The sequence below is a fragment of the Flavobacterium sp. Flavsp81 genome (genome assembly GCF_059491325.1).
On the sequence record NZ_CP168505.1, the window covers coordinates 887,248 to 904,853 of the forward strand.

General features: G+C 32.5%; 13 protein-coding genes. 5 read left to right on the forward strand and 8 right to left on the reverse strand.

From position 1 onward, the window contains the following. The first annotated feature begins 110 nt into the window (after positions 1-110). On the forward strand, positions 111-1,673 hold the full coding sequence (locus ACEN92_RS03820) for an ATP-dependent nuclease (RefSeq protein WP_495641049.1): 1,563 nt from the start codon (positions 111-113) through the stop codon (positions 1,671-1,673). Then, positions 1,658-2,680 carry a DNA helicase UvrD gene (locus tag ACEN92_RS03825; RefSeq protein WP_495641050.1) on the forward strand — a complete coding sequence of 341 codons (1,023 nt, stop codon included), beginning with the start codon at positions 1,658-1,660 and terminating at the stop codon, positions 2,678-2,680. Before ACEN92_RS03820 ends, ACEN92_RS03825 begins: the two co-directional genes overlap by 16 nt. 228 nt (positions 2,681-2,908) lie before the next feature. On the opposite strand, the gene ACEN92_RS03830 is transcribed toward ACEN92_RS03825, so the two are convergent. The 6 genes from ACEN92_RS03830 to ACEN92_RS03855 form a co-directional block, all read right to left on the reverse strand. Beyond that, the gene (locus tag ACEN92_RS03830; protein WP_495641051.1) at positions 2,909-4,696 is read right to left on the reverse strand and encodes a DUF262 domain-containing protein; all 1,788 of its coding nucleotides are present in this window, start codon (positions 4,694-4,696) and stop codon (positions 2,909-2,911) included. 2 nt (positions 4,697-4,698) lie between these two features. Next, on the reverse strand, positions 4,699-6,030 hold the full coding sequence (locus tag ACEN92_RS03835; RefSeq protein ID WP_495641052.1) for a DUF262 domain-containing protein: 1,332 nt from the start codon (positions 6,028-6,030) through the stop codon (positions 4,699-4,701). Positions 6,031-6,210: 180 nt separating this feature from the next. Continuing rightward, complete coding sequence (locus tag ACEN92_RS03840; RefSeq protein ID WP_495641053.1) at positions 6,211-7,017, reverse strand: phospholipase D-like domain-containing protein; 807 nt, start codon at positions 7,015-7,017, stop codon at positions 6,211-6,213. 230 nt (positions 7,018-7,247) lie between these two features. Then, on the reverse strand, positions 7,248-7,619 hold the full coding sequence (locus ACEN92_RS03845) for a hypothetical protein (protein WP_495641054.1): 372 nt from the start codon (positions 7,617-7,619) through the stop codon (positions 7,248-7,250). Between the two features lie 180 nt (positions 7,620-7,799). After that, positions 7,800-8,603 carry a hypothetical protein gene (locus tag ACEN92_RS03850; protein WP_495641055.1) on the reverse strand — a complete coding sequence of 268 codons (804 nt, stop codon included), beginning with the start codon at positions 8,601-8,603 and terminating at the stop codon, positions 7,800-7,802. A 157-nt stretch (positions 8,604-8,760) separates the two neighbouring features. After that, positions 8,761-9,798 (reverse strand): hypothetical protein, encoded by a 1,038-nt coding sequence (locus tag ACEN92_RS03855; protein WP_495641056.1) that lies wholly within the window; start codon positions 9,796-9,798, stop codon positions 8,761-8,763. 1,106 nt (positions 9,799-10,904) lie between these two features. Between ACEN92_RS03855 and ACEN92_RS03860 the strand changes: the two genes are divergently transcribed. The 3 genes from ACEN92_RS03860 (at position 10,905) to ACEN92_RS03870 (ending at position 14,327) form a co-directional block, all read left to right on the forward strand. Then, entirely contained in the window at positions 10,905-12,428 is a 1,524-nt protein-coding gene (locus ACEN92_RS03860) for an AAA family ATPase (RefSeq protein WP_495641057.1), read from the forward strand. Beyond that, positions 12,425-13,264, forward strand: coding sequence for an HNH endonuclease (locus ACEN92_RS03865; RefSeq protein ID WP_495641058.1), 840 nt, complete (start codon positions 12,425-12,427; stop codon positions 13,262-13,264). The genes ACEN92_RS03860 and ACEN92_RS03865 overlap by 4 nt, the downstream gene beginning before the upstream one ends. Before the next feature lie 160 nt (positions 13,265-13,424). Further along, positions 13,425-14,327, forward strand: coding sequence for a hypothetical protein (locus ACEN92_RS03870; RefSeq protein WP_495641059.1), 903 nt, complete (start codon positions 13,425-13,427; stop codon positions 14,325-14,327). A gap of 77 nt (positions 14,328-14,404) precedes the next feature. On the opposite strand, the gene ACEN92_RS03875 is transcribed toward ACEN92_RS03870, so the two are convergent. Both ACEN92_RS03875 and ACEN92_RS03880 read right to left on the reverse strand, forming a co-directional pair. Continuing rightward, positions 14,405-16,213: an AAA family ATPase gene (locus tag ACEN92_RS03875; RefSeq protein ID WP_495641060.1), complete on the reverse strand. Its 1,809-nt coding sequence runs from the start codon at positions 16,211-16,213 to the stop codon at positions 14,405-14,407. Between the two features lie 100 nt (positions 16,214-16,313). Then, positions 16,314-17,606, reverse strand: a complete 1,293-nt coding sequence (locus ACEN92_RS03880) for a hypothetical protein (RefSeq protein ID WP_495641061.1) — start codon at positions 17,604-17,606, stop codon at positions 16,314-16,316.

The window sequence follows — 17,606 nt, forward strand, 5'->3', positions numbered from 1 at the left end:
CGTAAAGAACAGAATAATAATTTACTGATATTTAACGATAAAAAATATTAAAAATTAATATCAACTATTAGGTGTAATTCCCGAAAAGTAAAAAAACGTTAATCAATATTATGAACCATATTTTAAAAATTAAATTATTTAATTTCAAAAGATTTAAAACTTTTGAAGTTTTTTTTGATCCTAAACTTAATATTATAGTTGGCGATAATGAATCTGGAAAAAGTACTTTACTAGAGGCTATAGATATAACCCTAAGCGGGAGCAGGCACAAAGTTGAAACTAAAGGATTGGACAATTTATTCAATGCTACTATAATTTCTGATTTTCTTAAATCTGATCGGAAATATGAAAATTTGCCTGAATTATATGTTGAATTGTATTTAAGCGATCAGTTTGACCCTGATTTAAATGGTAAAAACAATTCTGATCTTAAAACCTGTGATGGTATAAAGTTTGAATGTCTGCCCAATCATGCGCTGGGGAAGGAAATAAAAGAAATATTAAAGAATCCTGAGGCAATTTTTCCTTTTGAATTTTATACAATCAGTTTTACAACTTTTGCCGCAAATGCGTATTCATCTTATAAAAAGTACCTGAGACATTTGGTAATCGATAATTCGCAAATGAGTACAGAGTACGCTATTAAAGAGTATGTCAGGGATATTTACTCCAGCATTGCAACTCCTTTAGAGAAAAATAAACATCAAAATGATTACCGAAAACATAAAGAAGAATTCAGAAAAAATACTCTGCAGATTTTAGATTCAAAATTGGGAGGCTTCGAATTTTTAATTAGGAGCAGTTCAAAATCTAATCTGGAAACAGATTTGATCTTATCTGAAAATCAAATAAATATCGAAAATAAAGGAAAAGGGATTCAGTGCTTTATTAAAACAAAATTTGCATTAAGCAGGGCAAGTTCAGAAATGGAAGTAGTTTTATTAGAGGAACCTGAAAACCATCTCAGTCATATTAATATGAAAAAAATGATTGAACTTATAAGTCATGCAAATAATAGGCAGATTTTGGTTTCAACCCACAGTAATTCTATCAGTGCGCGATTAGATTTGAGAAAGTCAATTTTAATTAACAGTAGTAGTACAGTTCCGATTTTGTTAAGTGGTATCGATGAGCCGACTGCAAAATTTTTTATGAAAGCACCCGATAAAAACCTTCTTGATTTTGTGCTTAGTAAAAAAGTAATACTCGTGGAGGGAGATGCGGAATTTATCTTAATGGAAGCATTTTATAAAAAAACATGCGGCGATGAGCTTCATAACTCTGATATTACCATACTTTCAGTAGACGGAACAAGTTTTAAAAGGTACCTGAACATTGCTAAAAAACTAAATATAAAAACCGCAGTTATCAGGGATAATGATGGAAAATACAAGGAAAATTGTGTCGACAATTATTCAGATTACGCAGCATTTACAAACATTGCTATTTTTTCTGAAACTGATGATTCCATAAGTACCTTCGAAATTTCACTTTATAACGAAAATAAGGATATTTGCGACAGTACCTTCATAACTCCAAGACGCACCCTTTCTATACAAGACTATATGCTGAAAAATAAGGCAGAAGTGGCCTATGAACTACTTGATAAAAAAGCGGACGAACTAGCTGTTCCCCAATATATAAAAGACGCTTTCCAATGGATAAAAAAGTAGTATTTGCAGTTGCGGGATCGGGCAAAACAAAGCTGATAATTGACCAGCTGGACACGTATAAAAACTCTTATATCGTAACTTATACGACCAGCAATCATAAAAATTTGCAGGATAGGATAGTCAGTAAGTTCGGTTATTTTCCAACGAATATAAAGTTGTATACGTATTTTTCATTTATATATTCCTTTTGTTACAAACCTTTTTGTCAGGATATTGTACAGACCAAAGGCATAAATTATACGACACAGCCCAGCCAGTTTATGAAAAAAAAAACCAGAGCGCATTACATCGATAAAGGGGATCGATTGTTTTCATCGAGAATTTCTAAATTCCTTATCGATTTTGAAATCATCGATGATATAGTAGAAAGATTAAACAAGTATGCAGATAATATTTTCATTGACGAGATTCAGGATTTTGCAAGTAATGATTTTAATTTTATACTCCAATTGGCCAAAGCTGATGTGCAGCTGCTTTATGTGGGCGATTTTTATCAGCATACTTTCGATACAAGCAGAGACGGCTCAACCAGACAAAATCTGCATGCAGATTACCTGTCTTACCAAAAAGAATTTGAAAAAGGCACTATCAGTGTGGATACCTCAACGCTTTTAAAAAGCTGGAGATGCAGCAAAACAATCTGTGATTATATTTCTAAACATTTAAAAATTGAGATTGAATCAAATAGGACCGATACCAGTATAATAAAATACCTGACCGATCCGGCAGAAATAAAAAGCATTTTTGAAGATAATAGCATCATTAAGCTGTTTTATAAAATGCACTATAACTATGGATGCTATTCAAAGAACTGGGGGGACTGCAAGGGAGAAGACCATTACTATGATGTATGTGTAGTATTGAATGAGACAACATTCAAAAAATATTTAACGGGAGATATGCAAAATCTTGCCCCATCAACCAAAAATAAACTTTACGTTGCGATTACCAGGACAAAAAATAATTTATATTTTGTTTCTGAAAAACTTCTTAAAAAAAAACAATAAATTATTTAAACTGATGGACGTACAGCAAAAATAAGAATAGCTCAGCAACAGGATGCAATCGCAGTGTGTAATGGTAATTTGTTTGGCTCGTTAAGCATACAAGGTCGCCCCGAGCTACTTATAAAACTGTCAATTTAACACAAAAATTGCAGTGAGGTAAAATATTCGAATTACCACTTAACCCTTCATCGAGCCAAACTCTTGTTGACGGTATTAGGCTTTTTCTTGTTAATTCTTTGCAATCTCTCTAATCAAATTTTCTATAGATGTTTTATGTTTATTTATCTGCTCAGTTTCCCATTTGTCATTCTCATAGCTTTCAAACATTATCAGCCGTTTCAAGCTTGAATTGTCGTGCAGAAACATTTTCTTTTTGTCGATTGGATTTTCTTTATTGCCTGCCGAATTTTGAGAATTGGTAATTAGACACAAATTTCCAATTCCATTGTAAACTTCTTCGTCAATAGAATAGCGTTTTGCGTGTTCTTGGGAAAACAAATGCTCTCTTGAACTTATCTGTCTGAATTTAAAATTATTGAACTGACTTTTCAAATTGTCAATTTTATTTTTTAATGATTTCAAATTTTCGTTTACTTCCTCTTTCTTGTATAGTTTCCAAAGTAAAAAGTCAATAAAATAAAAACTGAAAATACTAACTTCAGGATATGATAATTTGTCTTTGTTGAATTTACTTTTAGCAATATCCCAAACTTCCTCTAAATATTTGCCAGCATCAAAATCCGTATTTTTCAAAAGTAATTGTAGCCAATTATTATAAGTGTTTGTAGAATCTGAATAATACAGCATAACTTGAAGTTTTGTCAGCTCTTCATCAGTTTCAAATGTTTTAATTGTTGTTTCAAAATCGGTGTTTAACTTCCTTATTCCCCAATTTTGTTTGCTTTCATCAGAGTCTGCTAAGTCTTGTTTGATGACAATTTTGTCAAACAAACTTCTATAATTCAATAAATCAAAAATAAATTCTTTAGCGTCAGGCTTGATTTCGCTAAATTGTTCTAAAAGTTTTTTATCGTCAAGCGAGACTTTATCGTTTTTGATTTTCAAGACCTGTAACAGAAAATTGGGAAAATCAATAATGGATTTATATTTGTCTTTAATGAACTTTTCTTCTTTTGGAAAGTCCGTAGGAATATTATGTTCTGTGATGATTTGCAACAGTGATAATTCTTCGTCTTTGTGGCTGTTTTTATCTATATAAATATCTTCAAAGTTTGTTCCGATAAGGTCGCTTTCGTTAGTGAAAAGTTTATCTCTATTTTGCTTGCCAAAATTTAGGAACACATAGTTGTTCATATCAGAACAGGCGTCCCAGATTTTAGCAAACTTTTCTTGTTCTTGTCTTGCAACTTTTTTGTCTTCATTTTTTATCTCTCCCATTAATAGAGCTTTTACTATTTCATGTTTTTCTAACTGCTCGCCACGGTTATTCATTATTTCAAAATAATGGTTCAAGTCAGTATCTTCTGGAACTTCCACACGAAATAGATATACATTTTCGTAAAAATCCTGTGCAAAATTCTGCACATCCCTTTCTCTTAATTCTTCTTGAATTATTTCAATGGCATCTTTAAAACTTCCAGTACCCGAGATGTTTAATTCGCTAGCCTGTTTTAGAAAAGATTTTGATTCTACTTTGTACAAACCTTCAATGTAATTCTGTATTTTTTTTCGTGAATCAAATTTTAGATTTGGAACGCAAACTGCATTTTTAATTTCATCTGTCCAATTTTTCAAAACTAGATTTATTAGCGTAATAGTTGTGTGGCGCTGTTGTCCGTCGATGAGTTCAAAATTTCCATCATCACGTTTGAAGCAGACCAATGAACCAAGATAATATGATTTATTTTGGTTGTTTTCTTTTGGGAAAAATTCCTCAATATCTTTTATTAGCTGCGAAATTTCTGCTTTTCCCCATGCATAATTTCTTTGGTAGCGAGGGATGATATAAACGTCATTTTCTAAAATCTCTTTTATATTTTTTGCATTATGCGCCATCTTTAGTTTCCTTCTTTGATAAATTCTACAATCTTTTCAATCCCTTTCACCGCAATATCATCTATCTGATAAGTTTTATACTGGAAATATTTGAATGCATCAGGACTTACCGAATCATTTATTTTGGCAAATGTTTGTCGCGCAGAGCTATTCATAATTATTTCTACTGTAATTCTGCCTTTTGTGCAGCGGATATTGTATGCAAGTTTGTAAAACGCTTTATAGAAATTTTCAAAATTATCAACGTAGCCAAATTTATCAATAAATGCAACTAAAATGTTTTCATAAAGGTTTCTCACTTTTTCATCTCCGCTTCGCCACCAGCCATAATAATGGTAGCAATAATCTTCGTAGAATTTTGTAAATTCTGGAGTCGCTGAATTAATAGAATCTTCTTTATTGTAACCAAATAAATTCTCTCGTTGAGTAATGTAAAAATCAACATATTCAAAAAAACGTTTACCGTTAATTATCGGACTTGTGATTTGAAAAGGAAACGTTGGTGCAGTTTTAGAGCTTCGCACAAAATCATCATTGTTAGTATTTTCCACAAACGCGTCTAGCATCCGCATTGTACTTTCATAAGGGTATTTTTGTTTTTGATGTATTGAAATTCCTTTAAACTCATCAATTTCATCTTTCGTGAAATCGTACTTCCATTCGTTTTTGCTCCATTTTCGAATTTTGAAAAGATGATTGCCAAGTATTGGTTTTAAAGTTCCTTCATCAACAGATGCTTCCCAGCGCTCAACGCATTCTGTTCTTTCTTCCTCACTGTCAAAATCCATTTCGCGCAAATGAAATGCTTTTAATAAGTCGTAAGGCTCGAGGGCTTTGCCTCTTGCGTTTTGAGAGTCAAAAAGCTGAAATGCCTCGTCTTGTCTGAAAACTGTAAATAGAACAAATTCGCATTTATTCAAAATTTTATTTTTGAAATCTGCTTTTTTTTCTTCGTTGTTTTCAAATTTTGTCTTTATCCAATTGTCAATAATGCGATAATTATACACGATATTATCCTTAGAAATATTGTGTTTGAATTTTTCGTTTAATAGTAATCCGTCATAAGTTTCGTCTAAAATTTTTAATAAAACTGAAATTGTTGTTAGGCGCTGTTGTCCGTCAACTACATTGTTTGTTGAATTTTCGCTGTGTAAAATGATATTTCCAATTCTATAATTTTTATTTTTAATGATTACATACTCAAAAATATCTCCCAGAAGTTGAATTACGTTTTTCTCTCTCCATTTGTATGGTCGTTGATAGACAGGGATAGTGAGTTTTACTTTTGATAACTCGATTAGTTTTATTGTATTTTGAGTCGGAGTTATTGTCATCAATTCTATTTCTTAATAATTATTGTTTTGTTTCTGTCGCGCTGAGTGTCCTCTATGCATTGCCACCAACGTCCCCTTGCTACAAAAGGTTTTTGAGTTAAATTAATCCATATTTTCTAAAACAGCCAAATACAGGAATATTTTCAAATTATGCCAAATGCCTAAATCTCTTGTAGCAGATTAGCCATAGTTCTTGTAACCTAGTTTTTCAAGTTTTTCGATTGCTTTATTAATTGTCTCATCGTTAAATAGAACCCTATATCTAGGTTTTAATATAATGTTCTCGAATGTTAGGTCCAATCGCTCGATTTCATACATTTTTAGTAAACCTGATTGAATATTTTCCGCGCCGCCTTTCATAAGTTTTCTCGCAGTTCCAATTGCACCATATCTAAATAGCATGTCAGTTATAGTTGTTTTATTGATTTTTGCTCCTGCTTTTAACGATTGATCTAAAGATCGCAGAAGTTCATTTAGCAATTCATTCTCAATTTTTTCAAATTCTTCTTCTTTAGACTCTGAGTTGGTACTAATGTTATTTGATAATTTCTGAATTTCATAATTTACTGCAATTGTTTCAAGATGCTTAAATCTACCTAAAAACTGTTTTAATAAAGTTTCATCGTCACTAATAATTACATTCTCGTGGTTGAAAAATTCTGCAGAATTTGTCCAGTTATAAGAGCCGACTAAGACCTTTTTTTTGTCAAAAACTGCAAATTTATCGTGGAGAAACCTGCCTGAATTTGCAGACAGAATATTAATTAAACCATTTTTATTTTGAATTTCTTTAAAACTGAGTCGCTTATTTTCAAAATGGTCGCTTATAATAATTTTTATATTACAGCCAGATTCTGCTTTGTCAATTAACTTACCAAGAATCTCCTTGCTTGTAAACCAAGCTACAAAAATTAGTATTTCCTCTTTGGAAGACCCAATTTGTTCAATGATTTGATTTCTAATGTCTTTGAAATGTGCTTGTGTCATAAATTCTAACTAATATTTTTACGCAGTATTTTCCTATAGTTAGCTTTCGGAGTTGATTTGAAGCGAATATGTAGAATTATGGCTAACGTTTCGCGACTAGGCATCAGTATCAGTTTTTTAAGATTAAGTTTTAAAGATAACTAAATTCTAGTTTAGTACTTTCCGTCCCATTAACGAAATGCACCTATTGCGCGAGATCGCTGTGGTGATTAGTTTAAATAAGCAGGACATTATTTTTTTAATTTTATTTTTAGATTTCCATCAGTATTATCATAACTTTCAACTCTTCCATCCTTAAATCTAATATAACTTAATCCGTAATAGTATGTTTTAAATGGACCAACTTTGTCTAATGATTTAGGATCATCCATAGCTTCAAGAACCTCGTCTTCTGTTGATCCAATAGAAAAATAGCTTTCATTGTTAGCTTTGTCTTTTTTTGTTTCTTCATTTGGATTTTTGCGTATTTGCTGTAATTCTTTCTCTAATTCAGCATTTTTCTTTTCTAAATTTTCGATGTAATCTTTCTCGGTTTGGGATGGACTTTGATTGCATGCAGTAAAAAATAAAGTGAAGCATAGAGTGTATAAAAGACCTTTCATATTTGTCAATATTTAAATTATAATAAAAGATTATTGTGTGATAAATTAATTACAACGCTCTGCGCTTGACGCGGTAATGTAGTAAGCGAAATGATTATATTCTGTTTAAAAAAAATCGTGGCGAAAAATTTACTTTTTCGAAAAAAAGAATTATTACTTCAAACTGTTGTTATAACTAGTTTATCTTAATTTATTGATCAACTTAGGAGTCATTTTTGGCCTAACAACCCTAAACCAATCATTAAGGAATTTGTGAGCTACTTTTTCAACTTCTGGAATTTTGTTCATTATTGTTTGAATAGAATCAATCTCTATTGGAATTATTCCATGAGCAATGTTCTTTCTTATCTTATTTCCTTCATCGATCCAATGAGTTTGACCTCCAATAAATTCCCAATCCGTACATTCGCCCCAAACATGTTTAAAACTTTCCCAAATTTGGCATATTGTTCCCTTGCCTTCACAAGCTTGCTTATTAGGATTGTAATAACTAGCAACGGCTTCAATTGAATTCCAAAATGCCAAGAACTTATCAAACGGATCTTGAGTGTATTTTCCCTTTCTATACCAACTTAGAGATCTTGAATATACAGTTTCTTCAATACTGAAAATTCGTGATTCCCTAAATGCAAAACGAAAATCATCAATATCTATTTTTCTTTTTACTCTATGAAAATTTTTTTGAACTAAAAAATTTTCTGTTAAATCTAATTGTAATGGTAAATCCAGCTTTAAGGTAAGAAAATCAAGCATACGCCCAAACCAGAGAACTGCTGCACTTTCAGCTAATTCTGAATTGGGTGCAAAAGCTGTTACTATTGCATCAAAACCATTTTCGCTATGTTGCACTCTAACATTACTATAAAAAGCTTCCGGGTGCTCTAAATCTTTTCGCACATTTAGCTCAAATATTTGTTCTATGGAAACTGGTCCAAAAACAGAAATTTGTACATCCCAAACAGGGATATTGTCGTGATGTTTCATTTATCAATCTTTATAATTTTTAGATAACTTCTTAGCGCTACAAGAGGTTTGATATTAAAGAGACGATTTTTTTCATTACTAAAATTATCAAATACAATCTATCTTTCGATCTAGTCTTTTCGTAATTTCTTGTAAAGATTGTTAGCAGATGTTTCTTTTACCATTGAATATTGCCATCCTTATCAATTTTAGTTGTAATGGAAACATTAGTAACATCGGCCAATGTAATTTCGTCAGCTTCGTCAGCGACAGATGGTTCATCATAAAAGGCCTCAGTAATTTCAAATTCAATTATTTTCTCAAGATAAAAGTTGTTCTCAAACACATCAGTGCGCATTGCTATATTGTCCGTTTTAAAATTATTACCAACACTCGGGTAGATAATACATTCAAAACTTTCTGAATCATCATTTTTTTTACCGTGAAGTATTTGTTCAGCTAAAATAGAGCTGGTTAGATATTCTAAATGGTTTAAAACACTTTTTGAGAATTCACGACCGAGTAAATTTAAAAAATTTTCAACGTATTCGATAAAAAAAGGTGAGTTATATGGTTTGATTTCTTCAAATGCTTGAGTTGCTTTGGCAGCTCCAACGTTATTTATAATAGCTTCTTTTCCGTGCGAAATTGCATATGCACGAAATTTACGATTAGTTTTTGGACGCCAGACTCCAACAGTCACTCGTTTATTAAGTGGAGGCTTTAATTCTTTAAGATTTGTATCAATTGATTCAGATGAATAAAAAACATTGGTTTTTGTTGAATTTGCTCTATTATAACGGCCTATTTTTTGAATAATTTCGAACGGAGGGTGCTTTAGGTATTGTATGTTAGTAATTCTTTCATTTTTACCTAAAACTGACTCATTTATAACCATTCGATAAGTTGTGAAAATTGCTAAATTATTAGAAACAGTCGGTAGATAATTAAATGCATATTGAATATATCCTTTAAATAATTCTCTTTCACTTTCAGATAATGATGTGTAATCAAAATCTTTTAATTTTTGATCTAAAACTTTATAAAATTCGAGGATTTCTTTGAAAGTATCTTCTTCATCTTTAGAAACTGGTTCTTGTTTTACATATTTTAATGCAATTTCTTGTTCTATAGACATCAACGAATTCTTTTTCCATCGTTTTTTTAATGGAATTTCAGGAAAATCTTTGAATGTTGTTTGCCAATTTGGTGTCATTGTAATCAGATCTATTAATTAGTATATGCCAGCCATAAAATGGCACCAATGCTATCTTTTTTAACATTCTTTGTGTCATTCGATTGCTTTTTAAGCGAATATAAGAATAAATGTGAAATCTTTGGAGCTGTGCAACTAAAGATGCTTCGGTGCTTCCTAAGTTCCTTGGCCAGCTTTTGGAATTCACCCAGTGCATACCGCTTTCTTCCTGACTGCTGTTTATCCATAACTACACCAATTGCTTCCCTTTTGCTTTTTATCAAAGAGGCGATATGCTTTTGTTTTATTTCAGGAGCAAAGGTAGTCCGTGTCCTTGAGCAAAAGCAAGGCCTGGCCTTTCAGGTCTTGTCAAAAAATCTCCACCCATGCAGCAGATTAAGCCAATATGCTATAAAAAAACCGTTAACGATAACGGTTTTTTTATAGGCATCAAATCTGAGTAGATTAAAATTTTCGCTGAGTATCAATGTCAGTTTGAGACCCCTTTAAAGGGTCATTCTCTATTAGGTACTTTTCTATGTCCTTCCTCCTTATGTCTTTGGGGTCGCTTTGGGGTTCCTTATAGGGGTTCTGCGGGTCATAGGGGCTGGGTGTTTTTGGCTGCGTTTTGGGTCTTTGGTTTGGTTTTGGGAATTACGGTGGTGCTTGTGGTAATTTTGCTGTGTATAATGATTTGCATTTATAAAATAACGGTCAGGTAATGGGGCGGGTTTTTAGGTTTGATATTATTTTTTTGGAGCTTTTCCCCGCTATCCGTTACAATCTTTTGTGCCGAACCCCGGCACAAAAGGATTTCCACTGCTATCGGGGCTAGGGCTGCTGCAAATAAGGAGGCAATTTATTATTCTAATAATATAAGAGAATAAGAAAACTTAATTCTTTTTGAAAATAAATTAAATTTTTTAATTCAGTTAATTGTTTATGAGATATAAATTTCTAAACTTTTAAAATGAGTATTTCTACGTATACGTAATTGAATGGATAAATATAAATTTGATCCAAGATTTTAATTGAAATACTTTACATTTAGGATATGAAAATTAAAATTTTTCTATCAAACTGCGCACAATCTGATTTATTTAAAATAATTATTTAATGGAATATCAATGAGATTTTATTTAAGCACATCGACTAAACTTCAAAAAGTTGAGAGGGTAGATATTGTAATCCTTAGTTTAGATAGTTGGGATGATTGGTTTAGATTTTCTACTGTATACCACATTACTTACTATAGTAGTGAGGGTATACTTACATCTTTAGGATCTGTAAAGATTGGGCAGTTTAATATGGAGTCAAGTCAAAGATCACCAAATTTACCTGATAATTTTGAAGAACTTGATAGCGCTTTTTTTTCGGTTGGACAAGATGATGAATACTATGAAAAACTAAATTCTTTTGGTGAAGATTTTCGCCATGCCTTCTTATATGCCCTTAGGGATATGGCATTTAGTGAAGAGATTTATAAATTAGCGAAAAGAGAATTCGTTACCACCAGATCACTTATGAGGGATGTAAGTGCTGTTTCGCTGGAAGGCCAATTCAGGCGGTTAGCTCAGGGTATCAGTACATTAACAGAGTATGATTTTATGTTCAGCCTTCCATCAAGATCTAAAGACTATCAAGATATGGTTTTGGATTTCCATGTTACCCCTAATTCAAATCCACCTACAAATATTCATGTAATTATTGGACGTAATGGTGTTGGGAAAACTCACCTTTTTAATAACATTGTCATGTCATTGCTTGATATCAAACCACCTGCCCGTGTAAAGGTTGGGAAATTTACAAGTACAGAAACCACAGATATAAGCAGTCTATTTGCTAATCTGATCTCAGTGTCTTTTAGTGCCTTTGATGAACTTCAGGCATTAAACGAAGAAAGAGGTAATAAAAGGCTTAAATATTCGTATATCGGACTCAAGAGAATTCCGGCAAATAAAGAACGCATTCTTCCGCCTAAGAGTCCGACCATGCTCAAAAATGAGTTTGTTAAAAGTGTTGAAAAATGTAGAGCGGGAGCTAAAAATGCACGGTGGCTCACAGCATTGGAAGTATTAGAAAGTGATCCTATATTTGCAGAAGCAGAGGTTTCAAAGATTGCAAAATTAACTATTGAAGAGGAATTTGAAGATATTTCTGAAGATATTTTTAATAAATTAAGCTCCGGACATAAGATTGTACTTTTAACCATTACTAAATTAGTAGAAACTTTGGAAGAAAAAAGCCTCGTGCTTTTAGATGAACCTGAAGCTTATTTACATCCACCGCTATTATCTGCTTTTATTAGGGCTCTATCAGAGTTATTAGTTAAACGTAATGCAGTAGCTATAATTGGGACTCATTCTCCTGTAGTTCTGCAAGAAGTACCAAGCAGTTGTGTTTGGAAAATTCGTAGGCAAGGCGCATTTGCAAAAGCAGAAAGACTAGAAATTGAATCTTTTGGAGAGAATGTAGGGCTTTTAACCCAAGAGATATTTGGATTAGAGGTCACCGAAGCTGGATTTCATACATTACTTAATAAAATTGCGGATAAAGCTGATTCATATGACCAAGCAATTGAGAAACTCAACAATCAATTAGGAATGGAGGGTAGGGCTATACTTAGAAATTTACTTTATGACAAGAAATGAGAAAAATAATAAAGCCAACAATTGATATAAAACAGATTGTAAATGACTGTATATTAAATATGACAGATCTCGCTTTAAAGGCAGAAATCGTGCGCACTATTAGTCAAATTGAATCCGCTGAAATAGAATATAATTTAAAGAAGGGAACAAATGAATTATATCAAATTACAAGAGGAACAGAAATAAGCGCGATTGTTACTAAAAAAGTGCTGAAAGAAATGTATAGTGATAGATTCTCAAAGAAAGGGAATGCTGCAAGAAAGCACTATGATTTACTTATTTTATCAGCACCTAATTCGAGATGCCCTCTATGTGGTGTAAGATTAGCAACTACTTTAGATCATAATTTACCAAAATCAAAATATGCATTACTATCGGTTTCAGCATTAAATCTTATACCTTCCTGTACTGATTGCAATAAAGGAAAACTAGCAGACTTTCCGCGAGCTTCAAATGATGAAACAATTCATCCTTATTATGATGATCTCGAAAATTTAAAATGGTTGTCATGCAGGGTGCTTGAAGTTAATCCTTTAGTAATTGAGTATTATGTAAGTGTTGATCCAGGCACAAATGCACTTTTAAGCGAGAGAATTATAAACCACTTTAACTCATTTAATTTAAATGATCTATATAGAGCACACGGCTTAGAAGAATTCTCAAACAGACGAATTGAGTTTATAAATTTATATAATAAAGGGGGCAGAAATTTACTTAGGGATCATTTAGAAGAAGGTTATTTAAGCCGATTAGCTACCAATATAAATTCGTGGCAAAGTGCATTTTATGAAGCAATTTTAAATGACCATGATTTCACTAATGGACATTTTATTTAAATCTATCTTACACAAAATGCAATCATTCGAATGTTTCATCTGAAATTAGTGTCTCATCTTCTGTCTTGACAGATTAATTCTTGTACCTGCTCGAGAGTTTAGTTTGAAGCGTTGTAAACATACCAAAAGAATCTTCGTACATTTGTAGAAACTAAATTAAATGCAAACCAAGAAGTTCTCACCACAAGCAATTATCGCCCTAAAGGACGCATTATCTGTCGTATATTGGAGGAAAGAAGAGTTACAAGATTTTTTAAAAGTTGCAATTGCGAATTCGACGATAATTTCCACTATTAACTGGTCAGGAACAAAAAGAGAAAGTATTAAAGAGTTAGTTGAAAGGATGCTAAATCGTCAAGATATCTACGGTGAGGATTTATTAAATCTTATTCATGCTGTTTCGGATATTACAAATTTCAGTCATCTTGAATATTGGGATGATGACAAAACAAAAATTAAAAAAGCAAAAGAAGCAGTTTCGAACTTACGCGCGTTGACAAAGGGACATTTTGATCAAACTAGGGAGCAAGAAGAGTCCCAGAAGAGAAGAATGGCAACCGAGCAACTAATTAATAAAAATAAATCTCTAGATTCAGATATTCAACAACTTAAAGATTTATTTAATAAAATTGCAATTGGTACTGATTTTCAAAAGAGAGGCTATAATTTAGAAAAATTTCTTTATCAATTATTTTCGCTTTATGATTTAGCACCGAAAGGCTCATTTAAAAATTATGGTGAACAAATAGATGGCGCATTCACTTTTGATAACATGGATTTTTTGTTAGAAGCAAAATGGAAATCAGAAGTTAATCAAGGAGAATTAGCGATTTTTTGCCAAAAGGTAGAAAGTAAATTCAAATCAACTTGTGGATTATTTGTAACAATTGATGGTGTTACTAAAGAAGCCATTTCTCCACATTTTAAGTCGATTATCATAATGGATGGAAGTGATATTATGGCAGTATTAGAAGGGAGAATAAGTTTTCCCGATCTTCTATTTAAAAAACGTAGAAAAGCTAGCGAATCAGGAAATATCTATGTTCCGTTTCATAAATTATAATACCAGAAAAAGTAGACGTCAGCCTTTAACCGCAATCGCAAATCTAGACTCGAAAACAGTTTTTGTGGCCAATGAATTTAACAAATACTAATATAATCTGTGAACATTTCCGTAAACTCATATCTTTCAGTTCCATTATCGTTGTAAGTTTCAACTTCTCTGATTAAATCAGCAGTCATATTGGGCCAATATGTATCAAGCACGTGATCTTTTTTCTTCGATTTTTGAACACTAATTAAATGTTTAGCATCATCTGTCTCATTAAAGCTGAATGTACTACCAGCAGGTAACGCTAGAGTTGATAAGTGTAAATAATTTTCTGGTTCTCGTTTTCGAGTAACATAAGCTTTTATGCCTATGGCTTTTAGATCATTTACTGCAGTGGTATTTATTACTTCTTCCACTGTTCCTTTGTCAGAATCTAAAAGAATACACCAAGGAATATTAAACTGTTCCGCTAACTGTAAAGTTCTCCAATGCTTTAAATTTCCGCAGCCACCAATTGGAACTATTGCGATTTCTTTTTCTGAAAACGTATGCGTCAAGTGTCCTGCATCTTTTAATGTTTGTGAAGTATGATTTACAAAGCTCACATCGGATTTTCCTTCTACTAATAATATTGCTTTTGCAGATTTAGAAATTGGATCAGGCAAAAGACCCAATGTATCAGCAATTTTTTGAAAAACTTCATCAGTTCCTGATTCTATAGTTCTTACCATACCTTCTTTATTTATAAATCTTAAACTTGGTAATGGTAAAAGCCCTGCTAAGCTTGGAGTATGAGTAGTAAGAATAATTTGAGTGTTTGGTGAATTCGATAATTCTATAAATGCTTTTATTAGCATTTTTTGATGATTAGGATGCTGTGATGTTTCAGGTTCTTCAAATGCATATATTATTCTGTCTCCAACATTTCCTAGTCTTCTTTTTTCAGCTTCAGCTCTAAAAAAGTTTAACAATATCAATCTTCTGACACCACTTCCACGTTTGTTAATTGGTATATCGTCTTCTGCTTTAATCGTAAGTTTAAATTGTGTATCAAACTTTGGATCTGTTTTAAATTCAGGAATTAATTCGTCGGCTAAATCAGGCGCCATTTCTTTTAATTTTACTAAAGTTCGGTTAGCAGTTTCAATTGCTTTATTACGAACTTGCTCTTTTATGTACGTCAATTCTGCTTCTAATTCTTGAAGTGCTTGTTGCACAGCAATTTTCATTGGATCGGTTACTTCTTTGTCATCGTCATTACTTTGTCGATCGGATTGAAATAGTGCATATATTGGTAAGTAATTTTCTATTGCAGTATATACTTTTTTAGAATCTTCTTTATCTATTAGTAATTCTGTTGATGCTAAATTTAAAACTCCAATATGTTGCCAAATCGCTTCTCGTATTGAAGAGTTAATATTCCCATTGTAAGTAGCGGCAACTATTCCTAAAGTATTTGCTCGAGCCTTCAATTCTGCTTTTTTTAATTCCAACAAATCGTTAGCATTTTCAGCAGAAGGATGATTACAAACTATGTAGATTTTTTCTTTAGGTTTAGCAGCTGTAGCTGGAAAAACTTTTTTTATTTCTAATTTTCCTTCAACATTTAGTAGGTGTTCTGCTGCCAATGTTGTTGGTGCTGCTGCGTCGATAATTATTTCAGCTGGAAAATCATTAAATATGCAGGTAATTTCTATATTATTCCCAACAGCATTTTTGCTCAAATCTTCTCTTTCACAAACCACAATTTTATTATTAAAGAAGATCTCAAGAGCTTCGAGAATAGTAGATTTTCCAGCATCATTTTTACCAATGAAAGCTGTCAAGTTTGAAATAGGTATTGTAATTTCATCAGCATAACCTCTGAAATTTTTGAGTTTAATTGATTCTAAATTCATTGTTAAATCGATTTAGGGATTTTATGTATATTAGGCTGCATTGCCCTTCAACTTATTGACGCTTTTTTATATCATTTTTAAAGCATGAAGCAGAAATGTATTATTGTATATCAAGTTCTTTGAGTAAATTTCTTTTCTTTATCTCCATCTCAAGCTCTTTGACCTCTTTTTCAAGCTTCGTAGCATCGCTATCTCCTTTGGCTGTCGCTACAAAATCTGTTACTAAAGGACTAACACTGCCGACTTGATCTGTAGAGATAGCCTTACCTTCTATAGATAACTTCTTGAGCTCACCCGTTAGAGGATCTAGCTGGAAGATAACTTTCTCCTTTCTTGTGTTGGTAAATCCAACAATACCCAACTGTGGAATTTTGGCAGGTTCATAATAGAGAATCTTAGCTTTTGGATTTGTCAGCTTGAGATATACTGAGAGAGGTATGTTATATGCAAAGCCTGTATTAGAATCTGATCTTGGTGTATTGTAGTCAGATTGTTGTTCAGAAAGCTTGTCATAATAAAGACTATATGATGAACCAATATTACTGTCAAAAATGGCCTCACTAGTAATAATCTGGTTCTGTAGTGCATTATTAAAGACAAGTTCTCCCTTAGTATTGTCCAATTTGAAAAGCGGTATGGAAGTATTGGCCGGGGTCGAGGATGAGGGCACGTAAATAAATTTAACCGTAGTAGTCCCTTTTTTTTCTTTATAAAAAAGGTCAGCAAAAATTGCAGAATATTCTTTTTCATAACGCTTCTTAAGGTCTTTGTAAATATCGTAATTGATTTGGTTTTCAAGTGTATTGAATTTTACAAGGGCATCGTCGAGTTCTTTAATATTTGTTGGAATTGTATAATCAGTGGATTGAGTTCCTGCTTGTTTAAGCGCTGCTCCGACAATTGCACTCAATCCTGAAAGTCCCTTAACTACAATGTCAAAGGTTTTGTTCTCAACACTTGATTCCCCTTCATTTAAAATACCGTCTGCACCATAGGTGAAAGAAACTACCTGATTTTTGTTCCATTTTGCTTTGGGATTTACATAATAGATCTTGCTGTAATCTGGCATTGACTTTAGATTAATTTTAATGGAATCTTCGGCAACGCTATAGGTGACATAAGGGTTTTTGGATCTTGAATTGGTATACTTTTCTGAGTCTACTCCATATTTTCTTTTTAATATAGCAAGCTGATCTTCTGTGTAAACTGTTTTTATTGATCCCGGTATTAAGGTAGCCTTATCTATTGAAACTTCAATGTTTAATGCCGCCTTAGGAAGGATATATGCCTGGTCTCCGTTGATTTTCTTCGATGCCGAGGCGTGCTGGTATTCCTGGGCTATAGCAGGGGCTAAAGCTACAAGAAAGAGTAGTGCTAGTAATTTTAGTTTCAT

Bases quoted from the DNA above. Each gene is read 5' to 3' on its own strand.
- ACEN92_RS03820 (WP_495641049.1), top strand. From the start codon at position 111: ATGAACCATATTTTAAAAATTAAATTATTTAATTTCAAAAGATTTAAA.
- ACEN92_RS03825 (WP_495641050.1), top strand. From the start codon at position 1,658: ATGGATAAAAAAGTAGTATTTGCAGTTGCGGGATCGGGCAAAACAAAG.
- ACEN92_RS03830 (WP_495641051.1), bottom strand. From the start codon at position 4,696: ATGGCGCATAATGCAAAAAATATAAAAGAGATTTTAGAAAATGACGTT.
- ACEN92_RS03835 (WP_495641052.1), bottom strand. From the start codon at position 6,030: ATGACAATAACTCCGACTCAAAATACAATAAAACTAATCGAGTTATCA.
- ACEN92_RS03840 (WP_495641053.1), bottom strand. From the start codon at position 7,017: ATGACACAAGCACATTTCAAAGACATTAGAAATCAAATCATTGAACAA.
- ACEN92_RS03845 (WP_495641054.1), bottom strand. From the start codon at position 7,619: ATGAAAGGTCTTTTATACACTCTATGCTTCACTTTATTTTTTACTGCA.
- ACEN92_RS03850 (WP_495641055.1), bottom strand. From the start codon at position 8,603: ATGAAACATCACGACAATATCCCTGTTTGGGATGTACAAATTTCTGTT.
- ACEN92_RS03855 (WP_495641056.1), bottom strand. From the start codon at position 9,798: ATGACACCAAATTGGCAAACAACATTCAAAGATTTTCCTGAAATTCCA.
- ACEN92_RS03860 (WP_495641057.1), top strand. From the start codon at position 10,905: ATGAGATTTTATTTAAGCACATCGACTAAACTTCAAAAAGTTGAGAGG.
- ACEN92_RS03865 (WP_495641058.1), top strand. From the start codon at position 12,425: ATGAGAAAAATAATAAAGCCAACAATTGATATAAAACAGATTGTAAAT.
- ACEN92_RS03870 (WP_495641059.1), top strand. From the start codon at position 13,425: ATGCAAACCAAGAAGTTCTCACCACAAGCAATTATCGCCCTAAAGGAC.
- ACEN92_RS03875 (WP_495641060.1), bottom strand. From the start codon at position 16,213: ATGAATTTAGAATCAATTAAACTCAAAAATTTCAGAGGTTATGCTGAT.
- ACEN92_RS03880 (WP_495641061.1), bottom strand. From the start codon at position 17,606: ATGAAACTAAAATTACTAGCACTACTCTTTCTTGTAGCTTTAGCCCCT.